Here is a 15038-nt window from a genome sequence, read left to right as displayed (position 1 = left end):
CCCGTGTACCCGCTGCTGTTCTCGACCCTCCTGCGCCGGATCGACCCCGAGCGGGCTCACCACCTCGCCTTCCCCGTCATCCGTGCGCTGGGTGCGATCGCTCCGGTCGTCCGCCGCTTCACCCTCCCGAGGGCCGATCTCTCGGTCGAGGCGCTCGGTCTGCGGTTCGAGACGCCCTTCGGAGTCGCTGCGGGCTTCGACAAGGACGCCACGGCGGTCCTCGGGCTCGGCGCCCTGGGTTTCGGTCATGTCGAGGTCGGCACGCTGACGGCTCAGCCCCAGCCGGGGAACGACCGGCCGCGTCTGTTCCGCCTGATCGCCGACCGGGCCGTCATCAACCGGATGGGGTTCAACAACCACGGGGCTCGCGCCGCCGCCGGACGGCTCGCCCGGCTCCGCAGCGCGCGGGGGCGGCCCGTCATCGGGGTCAACATCGGCAAGAGCCGAGTGGTCTCCGTCGACGACGCGATCGACGACTACCTCGTCAGCGCGCGGATGCTCGCTCCGCTGGCCGACTACCTCGTGGTCAACGTCAGCTCTCCGAACACTCCCGGGCTCCGAGGACTGCAGGAGATCGACAAGCTCGAGCCTCTGCTGGCCGCCGTGAAGGACGCCGCCGACACGACCCCGCTCCTGGTGAAGATCGCCCCCGACCTCTCGGACGACGAGGTGGAGCGCGTCGCTGAGCTCGCGGTGCGACTGGGCCTGGACGGCATCATCGCGACGAACACGACTCTCTCCCGCGACGGCCTCCGCACCGATGGCGCCGTCGTCGATCGCGCAGGGGCGGGCGGACTCTCGGGAGCACCCCTCGCCCCGCGCTCCCTCGAGGTGCTGCGCGTCATCCGCGCGGTCGTCCCCTCCGGCTTCTGCGTGATCTCGGTCGGCGGAGTCGAGACCGCCGCCGACGTCGAGGAGCGCCTCTCCGCCGGTGCCACCCTGGTCCAGGGCTACACCGCCTTCATCTACCGCGGCCCCCTCTGGGCCCGCGAGATCAATCGCGGGCTGCGCTCCCACTGAGCCGTCGGCTCGCTGCGCGTGCACACGCTGCTCGTGCCGACGCCGACGGGCATCCGGTCCGCAGGGCCGGGTCCGCGACCCTTCCCGCTGCCTGCTGCAGCCGGCGGGGCCGGGTCTCAATGCACCGCTGCGCGGCTGGTCGACCGGCAGGGGGAGCAGACGCGCGGGCGCGGTCGCGAGGGGGGAGCCGAACGCCTGAACCGCGTGTCAGCGATTCCGGCCAGGCAGACACACGACGCTCTGCGGTGCGCCACCACCCCGGGGAGCCGCCCGCGCTGAGCCCGACAGGCGCGGGCTCAGGAGTCAGCTCGGGTACGCGCGGCGCTTGACCTGCGGCTTGGGGAGGCGCATCACGCGCAGCTGCAGCGCGCGCATCGCTGCGTACCAGCGGATGCCCTTCTCGACCTTGTCCGCACCGTAGCGCTCGGCCAGCTTCCTCCGGAGTCGGAGGCCCAGCAGGATGCAATCGATCACCGCGAGGGCGAAGAACACCCAGAGCAGGATGAGGGTGGCGTACTGCAGCTCGGGCTGCGGGAAGAAGCTCAGCAGGAGCACGACGACCATGACGGGGATGAGGAACTCGCCCAGGCTGAAGCGGGCGTCGACCCAGTCGCGCACGAACTTGCGCTGGGGGCCCTTGTCGCGCAGCGGCAGGTAGCGCTGGTCGCCGGCGGCCATGCCGACGCGCGCCTGCTCGCGCTGGACCGCGGCCTTCTCGCGGGCATCCTTCGCCGCCTGCTTGCGATCGGTGACGACGAGCGGACGCTTGCGAGCGAGCTCCTGCTCCCGCCGCGTCGGCGTCGGCCGCCCCTTGCCGATCGCCGAGGGCTCGGCGTCGTCGGGGCTGTCGGTTGCGATCGGGTGCTTGGCCACGGGGAACGTCCTTGGAATCGGGGGTCTCTTAAGATTACCTCCATGCCTCTCGACGCTCCGACTCCGTCCGCCACACTGTCCGCGGGGGAGGAGGCGATCCTCTCCGCCGTCCGCGACAACCTCCCGCGCTCGCTCGCCGAGCTCGGACGTCTGGTGCGGATCCCCTCCGTCTCGTGGGACGGCTTCGACGCCACCCGCGTCGCTGCGAGCGCGGACGCGATCGCGGAGCTGGCCCGCGAGACCGGCGTCTTCGACGACGTGTCCGTCCGCCGGTCGACCATCGGCGACTCGGGGATGCTCGGGCAGCCGGCGGTGCTCGCCACCCGGGCGGCGCGCAACGGCGCCCCCACCGTCCTCCTCTACGCCCACCACGACGTGCAGCCGCAGGGCGCGGAGGCGTCGTGGGAGACGCCTCCGTTCGAGCCGACCGTCCGCGGCGACCGTCTCTACGGCCGGGGCGCGGCCGACGACAAGGCGGGAGTCGTCTCGCATCTCGCGGCGGTCAGAGCGCTGCGCGAGGTGGCCGGCGACGACCACGATCTCGGCCTGGTCCTCTTCATCGAGGGCGAGGAGGAGTTCGGCTCGCGCTCGTTCCCGACGTTCCTCCGCGAGCACCACGACGCGCTGCGCGCCGACGTGATCGTCGTCGCGGACAGCGACAACTGGGACATCGACACTCCCGCGCTGACGGTGGGCCTGCGCGGCAACGTCACGTTCACGCTCACGGTGCGGACGCTCGACCACGCCTCCCACTCGGGCATGCTCGGCGGAGCCGTGCCGGACGCGATGCTCGCGACCGTGCGACTGCTCTCCACTCTGTGGACCGAGAACGGCGAGGTCGCCGTCGAGGGTCTCCTCGAGCACGACGGAGTCGTCCCCGACGTGCCGGAGGAGGAGTTCCGCCGCGACGCCGGTGTCCTCGACGGCGTCTCGCTGATCGGCGACGGCCCGATCCTCTCGCGCGTCTGGTCGAAGCCCGCGATCACCGTGACGGGTATCGACGCCCCGAGCGTGGTCGACGCCTCGAACACGCTGAGCCCGTCGATCAGGGTGAAGATCAGCGCCCGCATCGCTCCCGGGCAGCCCGCCTCCGAGGGTTTCGCTGCGCTCGAGCGGCACCTGCTCGCGAAGGCGCCCTTCGGCGCTCGAGTCGAGATCGACGACGTCGACACCGGAGACCCGTTCCTCGTCGACACCTCGGGGTGGGCCGTCGGCCTGGTCAAGGACTCGATGGCCGACGCCTGGGGGCGCGAGCCCCTCGAGACGAGCGTCGGGGGGAGCATCCCGTTCATCGCGGACCTGGTGAGGGAGTTCCCCGCCGCGCAGATCCTCGTCACCGGGGTCGAGGACCCCGACTCGCGCGCCCACAGCCCGAACGAGTCGCTGCACCTCGGCGTCTTCAAGCGCGCGGCGCAGACGGAGGCGCTCTTCCTCCTCCGCGCGGCCGCGCACCGCGACTGACCGCGGATCCGGAATACCCCGGTGGATCCCCGGGTTGCCCCCGTAGAATCTGATCTTCAGACGTCCGATCCCGCCCGTTCCCCCGAGGAGTGACATGTCCGACACGACACTGACAGCCGAGAAGACCACGGCGGCCGAGACCGCGGCAGCCGATCAGGCGGCTGCGGCGCACGGCGTCTCGATGACCCCGACGGCCGCGGCGAAGGTCAAGAGCCTCCTCGAGCAGGAGGGACGCGACGATCTGCGTCTGCGCGTCGCCGTCCAGCCCGGTGGCTGCTCCGGCCTGATCTACCAGCTCTACTTCGACGAGCGCACGCTCGACGCCGACGCCGTGGTCGAGTTCGAGGGAGTCGGCCTGGTCGTCGACAAGATGAGCGTCCCCTACCTCGACGGTGCCTCGATCGACTTCGAGGACACCATCCAGAAGCAGGGCTTCACCATCGACAACCCCAACGCCGGCGGCAGCTGCGCCTGCGGCGACAGCTTCCACTGAGAAGGCGCGGCCGCGGGCCGCACCACTCGCGCGACACGGCGCCCGACACCCCCTGAGACGAGGGAGTCGGGCGCCGTTCCGCGTCCCTGGCACCCCTCGGGCCGCAGGTCAAGAGCGGGGTCGATGCACCGGGGCCAGGAAGCGGCGAGGTAGGCTGGGGCCGGTCTAATACAGTTTCGTGTGAACTGGTCCCCAGTCTTCCGAAAGGTCACCGGTGCGCTTCAATCGCCGAATCCGCAGATGGGTCGCTGTACCCGTCGCAGGAGCCCTCAGCCTCGTCCTCGCGGGCTGCACGCAGGAGCAGCTCCAGGGCTGGCTCCCCACCGAACCCGGCACGACGAACAACGTCGACCGGGTCATCGGACTCTGGGTCACCTCCTGGATCGTCCTGCTCGCCGTCGGCGTGGTCACCTGGGGTCTCACCATCTGGGCGGTCGTCGTGTACCGCCGTCGGAAGGGCCAGACCGGCCTCCCGGTGCAGCTGCGCTACAACATGCCGATCGAGATCTTCTACACGATCGTGCCGCTGATCCTCGTGATCGGCTTCTTCGCCTTCACCGCGCGGGACCAGGCGGCCATCGAGGAGCCCTACGCCGACCCGGACGAGACCATCCAGGTGTACGGCAAGCAGTGGGCGTGGGACTTCAACTACGTCGACGAGGACGTCTACTCCGCCGGCATCCAGGGTCAGTACGAGTCCAGCGCCGACGCCGCCGGCTCGCTCGTCGAGTCGGAGGTCCCGACCCTCTACCTGCCCGTCGGCCAGAAGATCCAGATCCAGCTCGACGCGCGCGACGTGATCCACTCCTTCTGGGTCGTCGACTTCCTCTACAAGAAGGACATGATCCCCGGCAAGACGAACTTCATGTACGTCACGCCGCTCAAGGAGGGGACCTATGCGGGCAAGTGCGCCGAGCTCTGCGGCGAGTACCACTCCGCGATGCTCTTCAACGTCAAGGTCGTCTCCGAGGGCGAGTACCAGGACTACATCCAGTCGCTCCGTGACGCCGGCCAGACCGGACAGCTCGGCGCCGAGTACGACCGCAACAGCAACCTGCCCGGCACCGACGCGCCGGCCCGCACCGAGAACGAGGAGTAAGGGAGCATGAGCACCGCCACAGCACCCGCCCCGTCACGCGCCTTCGGCACGCCGCCGGTCGAGCGCAAGGCGAACGTCCTCGTTCGCTGGATGACGTCCACCGACCACAAGGTCATCGGGTACATGTACCTGATCACCTCCTTCATCTACTTCTGCATCGCGGGAGTGATGGCGCTGGTCATCCGCGCGCAGCTCTTCGAGCCCGGACTCACGGTCGTCGAGACGCGGGAGCAGTACAACCAGCTCTTCACGATGCACGGCACGATCATGCTGCTGATGTTCGCGACGCCGCTCTTCGCCGGATTCGCGAACGTCCTCATGCCGCTGCAGATCGGCGCCCCCGACGTCGCCTTCCCGCGGCTGAACGCCTTCGCCTACTGGCTCTACAGCTTCGGCTCGCTGATCGCCGTCGCCGGCTTCGTCACGCCCCAGGGCGCCGCCTCGTTCGGATGGTTCGCCTACGCGCCACTGTCGAGTACGACGTTCTCTCCAGGGTTGGGCGGGAACCTCTGGGTCTTCGGCCTCGCCCTGTCCGGGTTCGGCACGATCCTCGGCGCCGTGAACTTCATCACGACGATCATCACCATGCGCGCGCCCGGAATGACGATGTTCCGCATGCCGATCTTCACGTGGAACATCCTCGTGACGTCGATCCTGGTGCTGCTCGCGTTCCCGGTCCTCGCGGCCGCCATGTTCGCGCTCGGTGCCGACCGCGTCTTCGATGCGCACATCTACGACGCGGCGAACGGCGGAGTGCTGCTCTGGCAGCACCTGTTCTGGTTCTTCGGGCACCCCGAGGTCTACATCATCGCGCTGCCCTTCTTCGGCATCGTCTCGGAGGTCTTCCCGGTCTTCAGCCGCAAGCCGATCTTCGGCTACAAGACGCTCGTGTACGCGACGATCTCGATCGCCGCCCTCTCGGTCACGGTGTGGGCCCACCACATGTACGTGACGGGGTCCGTGCTCCTGCCGTTCTTCTCGCTGATGACGATGCTCATCGCGGTGCCCACCGGCGTGAAGATCTTCAACTGGATCGGCACGATGTGGCGCGGCTCGGTGACGTTCGAGACTCCGATGATCTGGGCGATCGGCTTCCTGATCACCTTCACGTTCGGCGGACTCACCGGCGTCATCCTGGCGTCGCCGCCGCTCGACTTCCACGTCTCGGACTCGTACTTCGTCGTCGCGCACTTCCACTACGTCGTCTTCGGCACCGTCGTCTTCGCGATGTTCTCGGGCTTCTACTTCTGGTGGCCGAAGTGGACCGGCAAGATGCTGAACGAGACGCTCGGCAAGTGGCACTTCTGGCTCCTGTTCATCGGGTTCCACACCACCTTCCTCATCCAGCACTGGCTCGGCGTGGTCGGCATGCCCCGCCGGTACGCGAGCTACCTGCCCGAGGACGGCTTCACCTGGATGAACCAGCTGTCGACGATCGGCGCGATGATCCTCGCCGTCTCGTTGATCCCGTTCTTCCTGAACGTCTACATCACGGCCCGCAAGGCGCCCAAGGTCACGGTCAACGACCCGTGGGGCTTCTCGCGGTCGCTCGAGTGGGCGACGTCGTGCCCGCCTCCCCGGCACAACTTCACCTCGATCCCGCGGATCCGGAGCGAGGCCCCGGCCTTCGACCTGAACCACCCCGAGGCCGGCATCCCCGTCGGAATCGGTCCGGCGAAGGACGCCCCGGACGCCCCCACCTACGACAAGTCGGAAGGAACGGTGAAGTAGCCGGATGCGCGCCAACACGAACATCTTCTGGATCCTCTCCGGGTTCTTCCTCCTCGCCGACATCGTCTACGTCGTCTGGTCGCTGCTGGACACCGGCCAGGTGGAGTGGGTCGGCGGCGTCGGGATCTTCCTCTCGGCCGTGCTGGGGGCGTTCATCGCCTTCTACGTCGGCCGCGTGCACAAGGCGCAGGGCGCCGAGCTGCCCGAGGACCGTCTCGACGCCGACATCGACGACGGCGACCCCGAGCTGGGCTTCTTCAGCCCGTGGAGCTGGTGGCCGCTGATCCTCGGAGGGTCTGCCGCCCTGGGGTTCCTCGGGCTGGCTGTCGGCTTCTGGATCACGTACATCGCGGTCGGGCTGTTCCTCGTCGCGATCGCCGGCTGGGTGTACGAGTACTACCGCGGGTACTTCGCCCGCTAGACACGACGCACGGCCTCGAGGGCCGGGTGCAGAGGATCCACTCCTCCTGCACCCGGCCCTCTCCTCGTTGCCCAGGGGCGCTCCTCCGGGACTGCCCGCGGGTACGAGGCCGCATCCGCACGCGACGGTGACGGCATGCCTGAGTAGCCTCGGTGCATGACCGACCGTGCCGCGCCCAATCTGCCGTCCCGCGACCTCGACGCCACTGCGGCGTTCTACGCGGCGTGCGGGTTCGTGCCGGGCTACCGCGACGACGGCTGGCTGATCCTGCACCGAGACGGAGTCGAGCTCGAGTTCTTCCTGTTCCGCGATCTGGATCCGGAGACGAGCTCGTTCCGCTGCAGCCTCCGGGTCGACGACGTCGACGAGCTGTACCGGCGGATCCTCGACGCCGGCGTCGAGGAGGGGACCGTCGGTCGTCCGCGCCTGCACCCCGTGCGGAGGGAATCGTGGGGACAGCGCGTGGGCTACCTGATCGACCCCGACGGAACCCAGCTGCAGCTGATCGAGAACAGCCCCGCGTCGAGCCCGCCGTCACTGCACGAGCGGCCCCGCGGTGCGGTTCCCTACCTGTTCCTCCCCGGGTCCGCTCGCGAGGCACTGGGTTTCTACAGCAGCGTCTTCGGCGGCGAGCTGGAGCTGCACACCCGCGCCGGGTTCGGGCGCGAGGACGGATCGCCGGAGGCGATCGCCCACGGTGCTCTTCACGGCCCGGTCCCGCTCTTCGGCGCGGACGAGGACACGTCTGCACCGATCCGGACGGGCGGAACGGTGCTCTCCCTGCTCGGGGCGGCCGACCCGGAGACGACCGAGCGGTGGTTCTCGCGGCTGTCGGAGGGAGCGATCGAGGTGGACCCGCTGCAGCAGCGCGCCTGGGGCGACCACGACGGGCAGGTGACCGACCGGTTCGGCGTCCGCTGGTTGATCGGCTACTCGGCCTGACCGGCGGAAGCGGGGAGAGGGCGAGGCATCCGACCTCCGCGAGCTGGCCGACGCGGTCTGCACGACGGAGGTGTCGCTCGTGACCTGCGCGGTCCGCAGCGACCGTATGCGAGGTGCGGCGCCCAGCACCTCGCCTTCGACGAGATCGGACGTTCAGGGCGCCTGTGGCGCGCGGAGAGCGCCCGTCGCTCCTTCGGGGGCCCCGGGTGCGCGGCGCAGACGATGATCGACGAGGCGGTCGCGCAGCTGCTGAGCCCGCCCCACGAGCGCAATGCGGGCGTCACGTCGCCGGGAACGCCGAAGGGCCCGGATGACGGATCGTCCGGGCCCTTCGGCGAGAGGGAGTGTCAGTGCTCGCTGTGCGAGCTCTCGAGCTCCTTCTGGGTGACGGGGGTGATGCGGTCCTCGAAGAACCAGCGGGAGAGACCGGCCCTGACGCGCTGCGGGGCGGTGATGCGCCCGCGGGAGTCGGGGCGGATCATCAGCGGCTGGTACTCGTCCTGGCTGACCAGCTTCCAGCGCTCGTACTCGTCGAGCTGCTGGTGCACCTCGATGAACTCGCCGCCGGGGAGGCGGACGATGCGACCGGATTCGAAGCCGTGCAGGGCGATCTCGCGATCCTTCTTCTGCAGTGCGAGGCAGATGCGCTTCGTGATGAAGTAGGCGATCACCGGGCCCGCGAACAGCAGGAACTGGAGCGAATGGATCACTCCCTCCATCGTGAGGTGGAAGTGCGTCGCGATGATGTCCGACGAGGCCGCGGCCCAGAGGACGGCGTAGAAGGACACTCCGGCGGCACCGATGGCCGTGCGGGTCGCGGCGTTGCGCGGGCGGTCGAGCAGGTGGTGCTCGCGCTTGTCACCGGTGATCCACGCCTCGATGAACGGGTAGAACATGACGGCGGCGATGAACCCGCCGAGCACGGCGAACGGGATGAGGATGTTGAACGAGATCGTCCCGAGACCCGGGATCGCCCACTCGAGCCCCGGCGGCACGAGGCGCAGGGCGCCGTCCGCGAAGCCGATGTACCAGTCGGGCTGGGTGCCCGCGGAGACGGGGGAGGGGTCGTACGGGCCGTAGTTCCAGATCGGGTTGATCGTGAACAGCGAGGCGATGAGGACCACGACACCGAAGACGATGAAGAAGAATCCACCGGCCTTGGCCGCGTAGACCGGCATGACCGGGTAGCCGACGACGTTCTGCTCGGTCTTGCCGGCTCCGGGGAACTGGGTGTGCTTGTGCACGACCACGAACACGAGGTGCAACGCGATGAACGCCAGCACGAGCGCCGGGAGCAGCAGGATGTGCAGGGTGTAGAGGCGGCCGACGATGTCGGTGCCCGGGAACTCTCCGCCGAAGAGGAGGAAGGAGATCCAGGTGCCGACGATCGGGATGCCCTTGACCATGCCGTCGATGATGCGGAGGCCGTTGCCCGAGAGCAGGTCGTCGGGGAGGGAGTAGCCGGTGAAGCCCTCGGCCATCGCGAGGATGAAGAGGACGAACCCGATGACCCAGTTCAGCTCGCGCGGCTTGCGGAACGCGCCGGTGAAGTAGATGCGCAGCATGTGCAGGCCGATGGCGGCGATGAACAGCAGCGCGGCCCAGTGGTGGATCTGCCGCATCAGCAGTCCGCCGCGGATGTCGAACGAGATGTCGAGCGACGAGGCCATCGCCGCGGACATCTCGATCCCCTTGAGCGGGAGGTAGCTGCCCTCGTAGTCGACCTCGACCATGGAGGCCTGGAAGAAGAACGTGAGGAACGTGCCCGACAGCAGGATGATGACGAAGCTGTAGAGCGCGACCTCGCCGAGGAGGAAGGACCAGTGGTCGGGGAAGATCTTGCGGCCGAACTCCTTGACGACCGCGGCGATGCTCGTGCGCTCGTCGATGTAGTTCGTGGCCGCGCCGACGTACCCCTTCTGCAGCTTGCCGCTTCCGAGGATGACGCCGTCGCCGGGCTCCGCGGGGGAGGCTGCCGGGCGGGAAGGTGTGGTGGTGGACATGTGTGTCATCGCTCCCAGAAGGACGGACCGACGGGCTCCGTGAAGTCGCTTCGCGCGATCAGGTAGCCCTCGTCGTCGATGGTGATGGGCAGCTGCGGAAGCGGGCGCTTCGCGGGTCCGAAGATCACAGCGGCTTCGCGCGTGATGTCGAACTGCGACTGGTGGCACGGGCACAGCAGGTGGTGGGTCTGCTGCTCGTACAGTGCCACGGGGCAGCCGACGTGCGTGCAGATCTTGGAGTAGGCGACGATCCCGTCATAGCTCCAGGTCTCGCGACCCTCGCTGATGATGAGATCCTCCGGCTTCAGCCGCATCACGAGGACGGCGGCCTTGGCCTTCTCCTCGAGAACGTGCTCGGACTCCTCGAGTCCCTCGGGGATGACGTGGAAGGCGGATCCGAGGGTGACGTCCGACGCGAGGATCGGAGCACCTGAGGGGTCCAGGGTGAGTCGAGTCCCCTCGCGCCACAGCGTGGTCTTGAGGAGCTCGACGGGATTCTCGTCCTGCGGGCCGAGGCCCCGGAAGAGGATCACGGCGGGCAGCGGGAAGACGAGGAGCGAGGCGAGGAGGCTGTTGCGGACGAGCGAGCGGCGGCCGAAGCCCGACTCCTTGTTCGACTGGTCGGCGATCTCGAGCGCGCGGGCCCGGGTCTCCTCGGAGCTGCGGACGGGGTGGCGGATGTCGATGCCCTCGTGATCGGACATGAGCTGCTTGCCCCAGTGGACCGCGGCGATGCCGATCCCCATCAGGGCGAGCGTCATGCCGAGGCCGATGAAGAGGTTGTTCAGCCGGACGGACTCCGGGTCCTCCGTGATCGGGAAGGCCATGTACGCGGCGACCGCGAAGATGGACCCCGCGAAGGAGAGGTAGAAGAGCGTGTACACCGTGCGCTCGGCACGCTTCTCGACCTTGGGGTCGAGGTCGGTCATCCGCGGACGGTGCGGCGGGAGGCCCGGGTCCTGGACGCGGCCCCGCGTCACGACCGCGGTGCCGGCCTTCGCCGACCCGTGCCCGGTCGCCGACGAGGTGGCGAGGTCCGTGCCACCCTCATCGTGCTCTGCCATGGTTCTCCTTTTCGCGCCTGATCGGCACCGCTCGGCGCCGGGGGATTGTCGCGCCCGTCGGGGCGCCGGTGTTCGCTAGTTCGATCGGGCGGTGATCCACACCGTCAGCGCCACGATGGCGCCGAGACCGAAGATCCAGAGGAAGAGGCCCTCCGCGACCGGCCCGAGGGAGCCGAGCGCGAATCCGCCGGGAGACGGGTTGGCCTCGATGTACTTGAGGTACGAGATGACGTCGCGCTTGTCCTCGGGCGAGATGTTGAGGTCGTTGAAGACCGGCATGTTCTGCGGGCCGGTGACCATCGCCTCGTAGATGTGCTTCTCGCTGACGCCGTCGAGGGACGGGGCGAACTTGCCCTCGGTGAGGGCACCGCCGGCTCCCGCGACGTTGTGGCACATGGCGCAGTTGATGCGGAACAGCTCGGCGCCGTTGGCCGTGTCGCCCTCGGCGTCGAGGACCTCGCCCTCGGGGATGGCGGGGCCGGGAGCGAGGGACGCGACGTAGGCGGCCAGCTCGGCGACCTGCTCGTCGGTGAACTGCACCGGCTTCTCGAGGGCCTGCGGGCCCTGCATCTGCATCGGCATGCGGCCGGTGCCGACCTGGAAGTCGACCGACGCGGCTCCGACCCCGATGAGGGACGGAGCGTTGTCGGTGCCCGCGGCGTCGAGGCCGTGGCAGGTGGCGCAGTTGGCCGAGAAGAGCTTCGAGCCCTCGTCGATCGTCTGCTGGCTCGTGGCGGAGGTCTCGGCGGAGGCCGAGGTGGCGACTCCGACGGCCGCGTAGGTGCCGCCCGTCAGTCCGAGGCCGATGGCGATCAGGGCCAGCGTGGCCAGAGGGTGACGGCGACCCTTCTTGGCGCGGCTCTTCGTCTTCGGGGAGGCCATCGAGGCAACCTTCCTGCGGGGTTCGGGGGAGTGGTGGTTCATCGGCGCGCCGGTCACTTGAGGAAGTAGATGACGACGAACAGGGCGACCCAGACGACGTCGACGAAGTGCCAGTAGTAGGAGACGACGATCGCGCTGGTCGCCTCCTTGTGGCCGAAGTTCTTGACCGCGAACGCGCGGCCGATCACGAGGAGGAAGGCGATGAGGCCGCCGGTGACGTGCAGGGCGTGGAATCCGGTGGTGATGTAGAACGCGGAGCCGTAGGCGTTGCTCGAGAGGCTCACGCCCTCGGAGACGAGGGTCGCGTACTCGAAGACCTGACCGGAGACGAAGATCGCACCGAGGGCGTAGGTGAGGAAGAACCACTCGACCATGCCCCACTTGGTCGGGCTCAGACCGGTGGCCCGCGACTGCAGGCGCTCGGCCGCGAAGACGCCGAACTGGCACGTGAAGGAGGAGGCGACCAGGATGATCGTGTTCACCGTGGCGTAGGGGACGTTGAGGATCCCCGTCTCGGCCGCCCACAGCTCGGAGGACGTGCTGCGGAGGGTGAAGTAGATCGCGAAGAGACCCGCGAAGAACATGACCTCGCTGCCCAGCCAGACGATCGTTCCGACCGCGACCGGGTTGGGTCGGTTCACTACGGGCGCGGTGGCCGTGGGGGAGAGAGAGGTGCTCGTCACGTAGTCCATTATGGACGATGGCAAGGGGGCGAACTCGCACTTCCCGTGGGGCTGTCGTAGTCGCATAATCTGAGAGCCATGTCGGAAACCCTGTCCTGGCCGCGCATTCTCGGCTCGCTCCTCGAGTCCTCCGATATGAGCGTCTCGGAGGCCACCTGGGCCATGGAGCAGGTGATGCAGGGGGCCGCGACCCCCGCGCAGCTGGCCGGACTGCTCGTCGCCCTGCGGGCCAAGGGCGAGACCGTCGACGAGATCGTCGGATTCCGCGACGCGATCCTCGAGCACGCGCTGCCGCTCGACGTGGATCCGATGGCTCTGGACATCGTGGGCACGGGGGGCGACCGCTTCGGCACGGTCAACATCTCCTCGACCGCGTCGATCATCGCGGCCGCCGCCGGCACCCCTGTGATCAAGCACGGGAACCGCGCCGCCTCGTCGGCGTCGGGATCCTCCGACGTGCTCGCCGCGCTGGGGGTCGACCTCACGCTGTCGGCCGAGCGCGTCGCCGAGGTGTTCCGCCGAACCGGGATCGCGTTCGCCTTCGCGGCGATGTTCCACCCGGGGTTCCGGCACGCCGGGGCGGTCCGCGCCGAGCTCGGGGTGCCGACCGTCTTCAACTTCCTCGGCCCGCTCTGCAACCCGGCGCGCCCGGAGGCGTCGGCGGTCGGCGTCGCGCAGCTGGACCGCGTCCCTCTCTTCGTCGGGGTGTTCCAGACCCGCGGGGCGACGGCGGTGGTGTTCCGCGGCGACGACGGCCTGGACGAGCTCACGACCACCGGCCACAGCCACATCTGGGAGGTCTCGCGCGGGTCGGTCGTCGAGCACGACCTCGACCCGCGCGATCTCGGGCTGCGCCGCGCCGGCATCGACGAGCTCCGCGGGAGGGACGCCGCCTACAACGCGGGTGTGGTGCGCTCCGTGCTGGCGGGCGAGGAGGGGCCGGTGCGCGACATCGTCCTGCTCAACGCGGCGGCCGGGCTCATCGCGTTCGATCTCGCCCGGGATCCGTCGCTCATCCGGACCGCGATCCTCGACCGTTTCCGTGACGCGATGGCGCGAGCGGCCGAGGCGGTCGACTCCGGCGCCGCGACCGCGAAGCTCGAGCAGTGGGTGCAGGAGACGCGGCGCGTCGACTGAGCACGACGCGCCGCGAGGCGCCCGACGACTCCTGCCCGCCGAGGGGCCCAGGGCGTAACGTGGGAGCGCTGTCCGCGACGGTGCGGACCGCGCTCCACCACCCGCAGGATCGCCCGCAGGACACGGGACGCCCGAGTGGTGGCCGGACCCTGGAGGAGACCTCGATGAAGAAGCTCATCAACGACCCGAAGAACGTCGTCACGGAGTCGGTGGCCGGATTCGGCCTCGCGCACCCCGATCTGGTGCGGGTGGAGACCGACCCGCTGTACATCGTCAGGGCCGACGCCCCCCGACCGGGCAAGGTCGGCATCGTCAGCGGAGGCGGCAGCGGGCACGAGCCCCTGCACGCCGGCTTCGTCGGGTTCGGGATGCTCGACGCGGCCGTGCCCGGCGCGGTGTTCACCTCGCCGACGCCCGACCCGATCGTGGCGGCGACGCAGGCGGTCGACGGCGGAGCCGGCGTGCTGCACATCGTGAAGAACTACACGGGCGACGTCCTCAACTTCGAGACGGCCGCCGATCTCGCGGGCGCTGAGGGCGTCGAGGTCCGCGCCGTCGTGATCGACGACGACGTGGCCGTGAAGGACTCCCTCTACACGGCGGGGCGTCGCGGGGTCGCCGGCACCGTCCTCGTCGAGAAGATCGCCGGAGCGGCTGCGGAGCGCGGCGACTCCCTCGACGAGGTCGCGGGGATCGCCGAGAAGGTCAACGCCAACGTGCGCTCGATGGGCGTCGCTCTGACGCCCTGCATCGTCCCGCACGCGGGCGAGCCGAGCTTCGAGCTCGGCGAGAACGAGATCGAGATCGGCATCGGCATCCACGGCGAGCCGGGTCGCGAGAAGATCGCCCTCGAGCCCGCCGACCGGATCGTGGACCGGATCCTCGGTCCGATCCTGGAGGACCTCCCCTTCTCCTCCGGCGACGACGTGCTGCTGTTCGTGAACGGGATGGGCGGGACTCCGCAGATCGAGCTGTACATCGCCTACCGCCGGGCTGCCGAGGTCCTCGCCGAGAGGGGGATCCGGGTGGTCCGCAGCCTCGTCGGCAACTACGTCACCTCGCTCGAGATGCAGGGGTTCTCGCTCACGGTGCTGAAGCTCGACGACGGCCTCACCGAGCTCTGGGACGCGCCCGTGCAGACGGCTGCGCTGCGCTGGGGACGATGAGCGGCATCGACGCCGGTACCCGAGGAGAGGACGCCGACGCGCACGCGCCGGCAGGAGGAGGAA

The 15038-nt window shown here is 69.2% G+C and carries 14 protein-coding genes and 1 pseudogene; 10 read left to right on the top strand and 5 right to left on the bottom strand.

What is annotated here, in order from left to right:
• Positions 1-3: 3 nt before the first annotated feature.
• Complete coding sequence (locus tag B9Y99_RS08540) at positions 4-1020, top strand: quinone-dependent dihydroorotate dehydrogenase (RefSeq protein WP_085476048.1); 1017 nt, start codon at positions 4-6, stop codon at positions 1018-1020.
• Between the two features lie 303 nt (positions 1021-1323).
• Here the strand turns inward: B9Y99_RS08540 and B9Y99_RS08535 are convergent, their stop codons facing one another.
• Positions 1324-1893, bottom strand: coding sequence for a DUF3043 domain-containing protein (locus B9Y99_RS08535; RefSeq protein ID WP_085476047.1), 570 nt, complete (start codon positions 1891-1893; stop codon positions 1324-1326).
• A 42-nt stretch (positions 1894-1935) separates the two neighbouring features.
• Between B9Y99_RS08535 and B9Y99_RS08530 the strand changes: the two genes are divergently transcribed.
• The 7 genes and pseudogenes from B9Y99_RS08530 (at position 1936) to B9Y99_RS08500 (ending at position 8040) form a co-directional block, all read left to right on the top strand.
• Entirely contained in the window at positions 1936-3354 is a 1419-nt protein-coding gene (locus B9Y99_RS08530; protein WP_085476046.1) for a dipeptidase, read from the top strand.
• Positions 3355-3448: 94 nt separating this feature from the next.
• Positions 3449-3847: an iron-sulfur cluster insertion protein ErpA gene (gene erpA, locus B9Y99_RS08525; protein ID WP_085476045.1), complete on the top strand. Its 399-nt coding sequence runs from the start codon at positions 3449-3451 to the stop codon at positions 3845-3847.
• Positions 3848-4061: 214 nt separating this feature from the next.
• On the top strand, positions 4062-4946 hold the full coding sequence (gene ctaC / locus B9Y99_RS08520; RefSeq protein ID WP_085476044.1) for an aa3-type cytochrome oxidase subunit II: 885 nt from the start codon (positions 4062-4064) through the stop codon (positions 4944-4946).
• Between the two features lie 6 nt (positions 4947-4952).
• Positions 4953-6677 (top strand): aa3-type cytochrome oxidase subunit I, encoded by a 1725-nt coding sequence (ctaD, locus tag B9Y99_RS08515; protein WP_085476043.1) that lies wholly within the window; start codon positions 4953-4955, stop codon positions 6675-6677.
• A gap of 4 nt (positions 6678-6681) precedes the next feature.
• On the top strand, positions 6682-7098 hold the full coding sequence (locus B9Y99_RS08510) for a cytochrome c oxidase subunit 4 (RefSeq protein ID WP_085476042.1): 417 nt from the start codon (positions 6682-6684) through the stop codon (positions 7096-7098).
• A gap of 156 nt (positions 7099-7254) precedes the next feature.
• A pseudogene (locus B9Y99_RS08505) lies at positions 7255-7611 on the top strand (bleomycin resistance protein); the annotation flags it as partial.
• Positions 7594-8040, top strand: coding sequence for a VOC family protein (locus tag B9Y99_RS08500; protein WP_342097148.1), 447 nt, complete (start codon positions 7594-7596; stop codon positions 8038-8040). The pseudogene B9Y99_RS08505 and the gene B9Y99_RS08500, both read left to right, overlap by 18 nt.
• Before the next feature lie 347 nt (positions 8041-8387).
• On the opposite strand, the gene qcrB is transcribed toward B9Y99_RS08500, so the two are convergent.
• The 4 genes from qcrB to ctaE all read right to left on the bottom strand — a co-directional run bounded on the left by qcrB (position 8388) and on the right by ctaE (position 12681).
• On the bottom strand, positions 8388-10043 hold the full coding sequence (gene qcrB, locus B9Y99_RS08495; RefSeq protein ID WP_085476041.1) for a cytochrome bc1 complex cytochrome b subunit: 1656 nt from the start codon (positions 10041-10043) through the stop codon (positions 8388-8390).
• Positions 10044-10048: 5 nt separating this feature from the next.
• The gene (gene qcrA, locus B9Y99_RS08490; protein ID WP_085476040.1) at positions 10049-11107 is read right to left on the bottom strand and encodes a cytochrome bc1 complex Rieske iron-sulfur subunit; all 1059 of its coding nucleotides are present in this window, start codon (positions 11105-11107) and stop codon (positions 10049-10051) included.
• A gap of 75 nt (positions 11108-11182) precedes the next feature.
• Positions 11183-11989 (bottom strand): cytochrome bc1 complex diheme cytochrome c subunit, encoded by an 807-nt coding sequence (qcrC, locus tag B9Y99_RS08485; RefSeq protein ID WP_085476039.1) that lies wholly within the window; start codon positions 11987-11989, stop codon positions 11183-11185.
• 53 nt (positions 11990-12042) lie between these two features.
• Positions 12043-12681, bottom strand: coding sequence for an aa3-type cytochrome oxidase subunit III (gene ctaE / locus B9Y99_RS08480; protein WP_085476038.1), 639 nt, complete (start codon positions 12679-12681; stop codon positions 12043-12045).
• Positions 12682-12750: 69 nt separating this feature from the next.
• Between ctaE and trpD the strand changes: the two genes are divergently transcribed.
• Together trpD and dhaK are read left to right on the top strand one after the other, a co-directional pair.
• The gene (gene trpD / locus B9Y99_RS08475; RefSeq protein WP_085476037.1) at positions 12751-13809 is read left to right on the top strand and encodes an anthranilate phosphoribosyltransferase; all 1059 of its coding nucleotides are present in this window, start codon (positions 12751-12753) and stop codon (positions 13807-13809) included.
• A gap of 164 nt (positions 13810-13973) precedes the next feature.
• Positions 13974-14975: a dihydroxyacetone kinase subunit DhaK gene (gene dhaK, locus B9Y99_RS08470; RefSeq protein WP_085476036.1), complete on the top strand. Its 1002-nt coding sequence runs from the start codon at positions 13974-13976 to the stop codon at positions 14973-14975.
• The last annotated feature ends 63 nt before the right edge of the window (positions 14976-15038 follow it).

It is taken from the genome of Rathayibacter oskolensis, from assembly GCF_900177245.1.
Lineage (GTDB): Bacteria > Actinomycetota > Actinomycetes > Actinomycetales > Microbacteriaceae > Rathayibacter > Rathayibacter oskolensis.
Note: the sequence above shows the minus strand (reverse complement) of the source record. Positions and strands in the feature narration are given on the sequence as shown.

Bases quoted from the DNA above. Each gene is read 5' to 3' on its own strand.
- ctaE (WP_085476038.1), bottom strand. From the start codon at position 12,681: ATGGACTACGTGACGAGCACCTCTCTCTCCCCCACGGCCACCGCGCCC.
- qcrA (WP_085476040.1), bottom strand. From the start codon at position 11,107: ATGGCAGAGCACGATGAGGGTGGCACGGACCTCGCCACCTCGTCGGCG.
- qcrC (WP_085476039.1), bottom strand. From the start codon at position 11,989: ATGGCCTCCCCGAAGACGAAGAGCCGCGCCAAGAAGGGTCGCCGTCAC.
- dhaK (WP_085476036.1), top strand. From the start codon at position 13,974: ATGAAGAAGCTCATCAACGACCCGAAGAACGTCGTCACGGAGTCGGTG.
- B9Y99_RS08530 (WP_085476046.1), top strand. From the start codon at position 1,936: ATGCCTCTCGACGCTCCGACTCCGTCCGCCACACTGTCCGCGGGGGAG.
- trpD (WP_085476037.1), top strand. From the start codon at position 12,751: ATGTCGGAAACCCTGTCCTGGCCGCGCATTCTCGGCTCGCTCCTCGAG.
- qcrB (WP_085476041.1), bottom strand. From the start codon at position 10,043: ATGTCCACCACCACACCTTCCCGCCCGGCAGCCTCCCCCGCGGAGCCC.
- B9Y99_RS08510 (WP_085476042.1), top strand. From the start codon at position 6,682: ATGCGCGCCAACACGAACATCTTCTGGATCCTCTCCGGGTTCTTCCTC.
- ctaD (WP_085476043.1), top strand. From the start codon at position 4,953: ATGAGCACCGCCACAGCACCCGCCCCGTCACGCGCCTTCGGCACGCCG.
- erpA (WP_085476045.1), top strand. From the start codon at position 3,449: ATGTCCGACACGACACTGACAGCCGAGAAGACCACGGCGGCCGAGACC.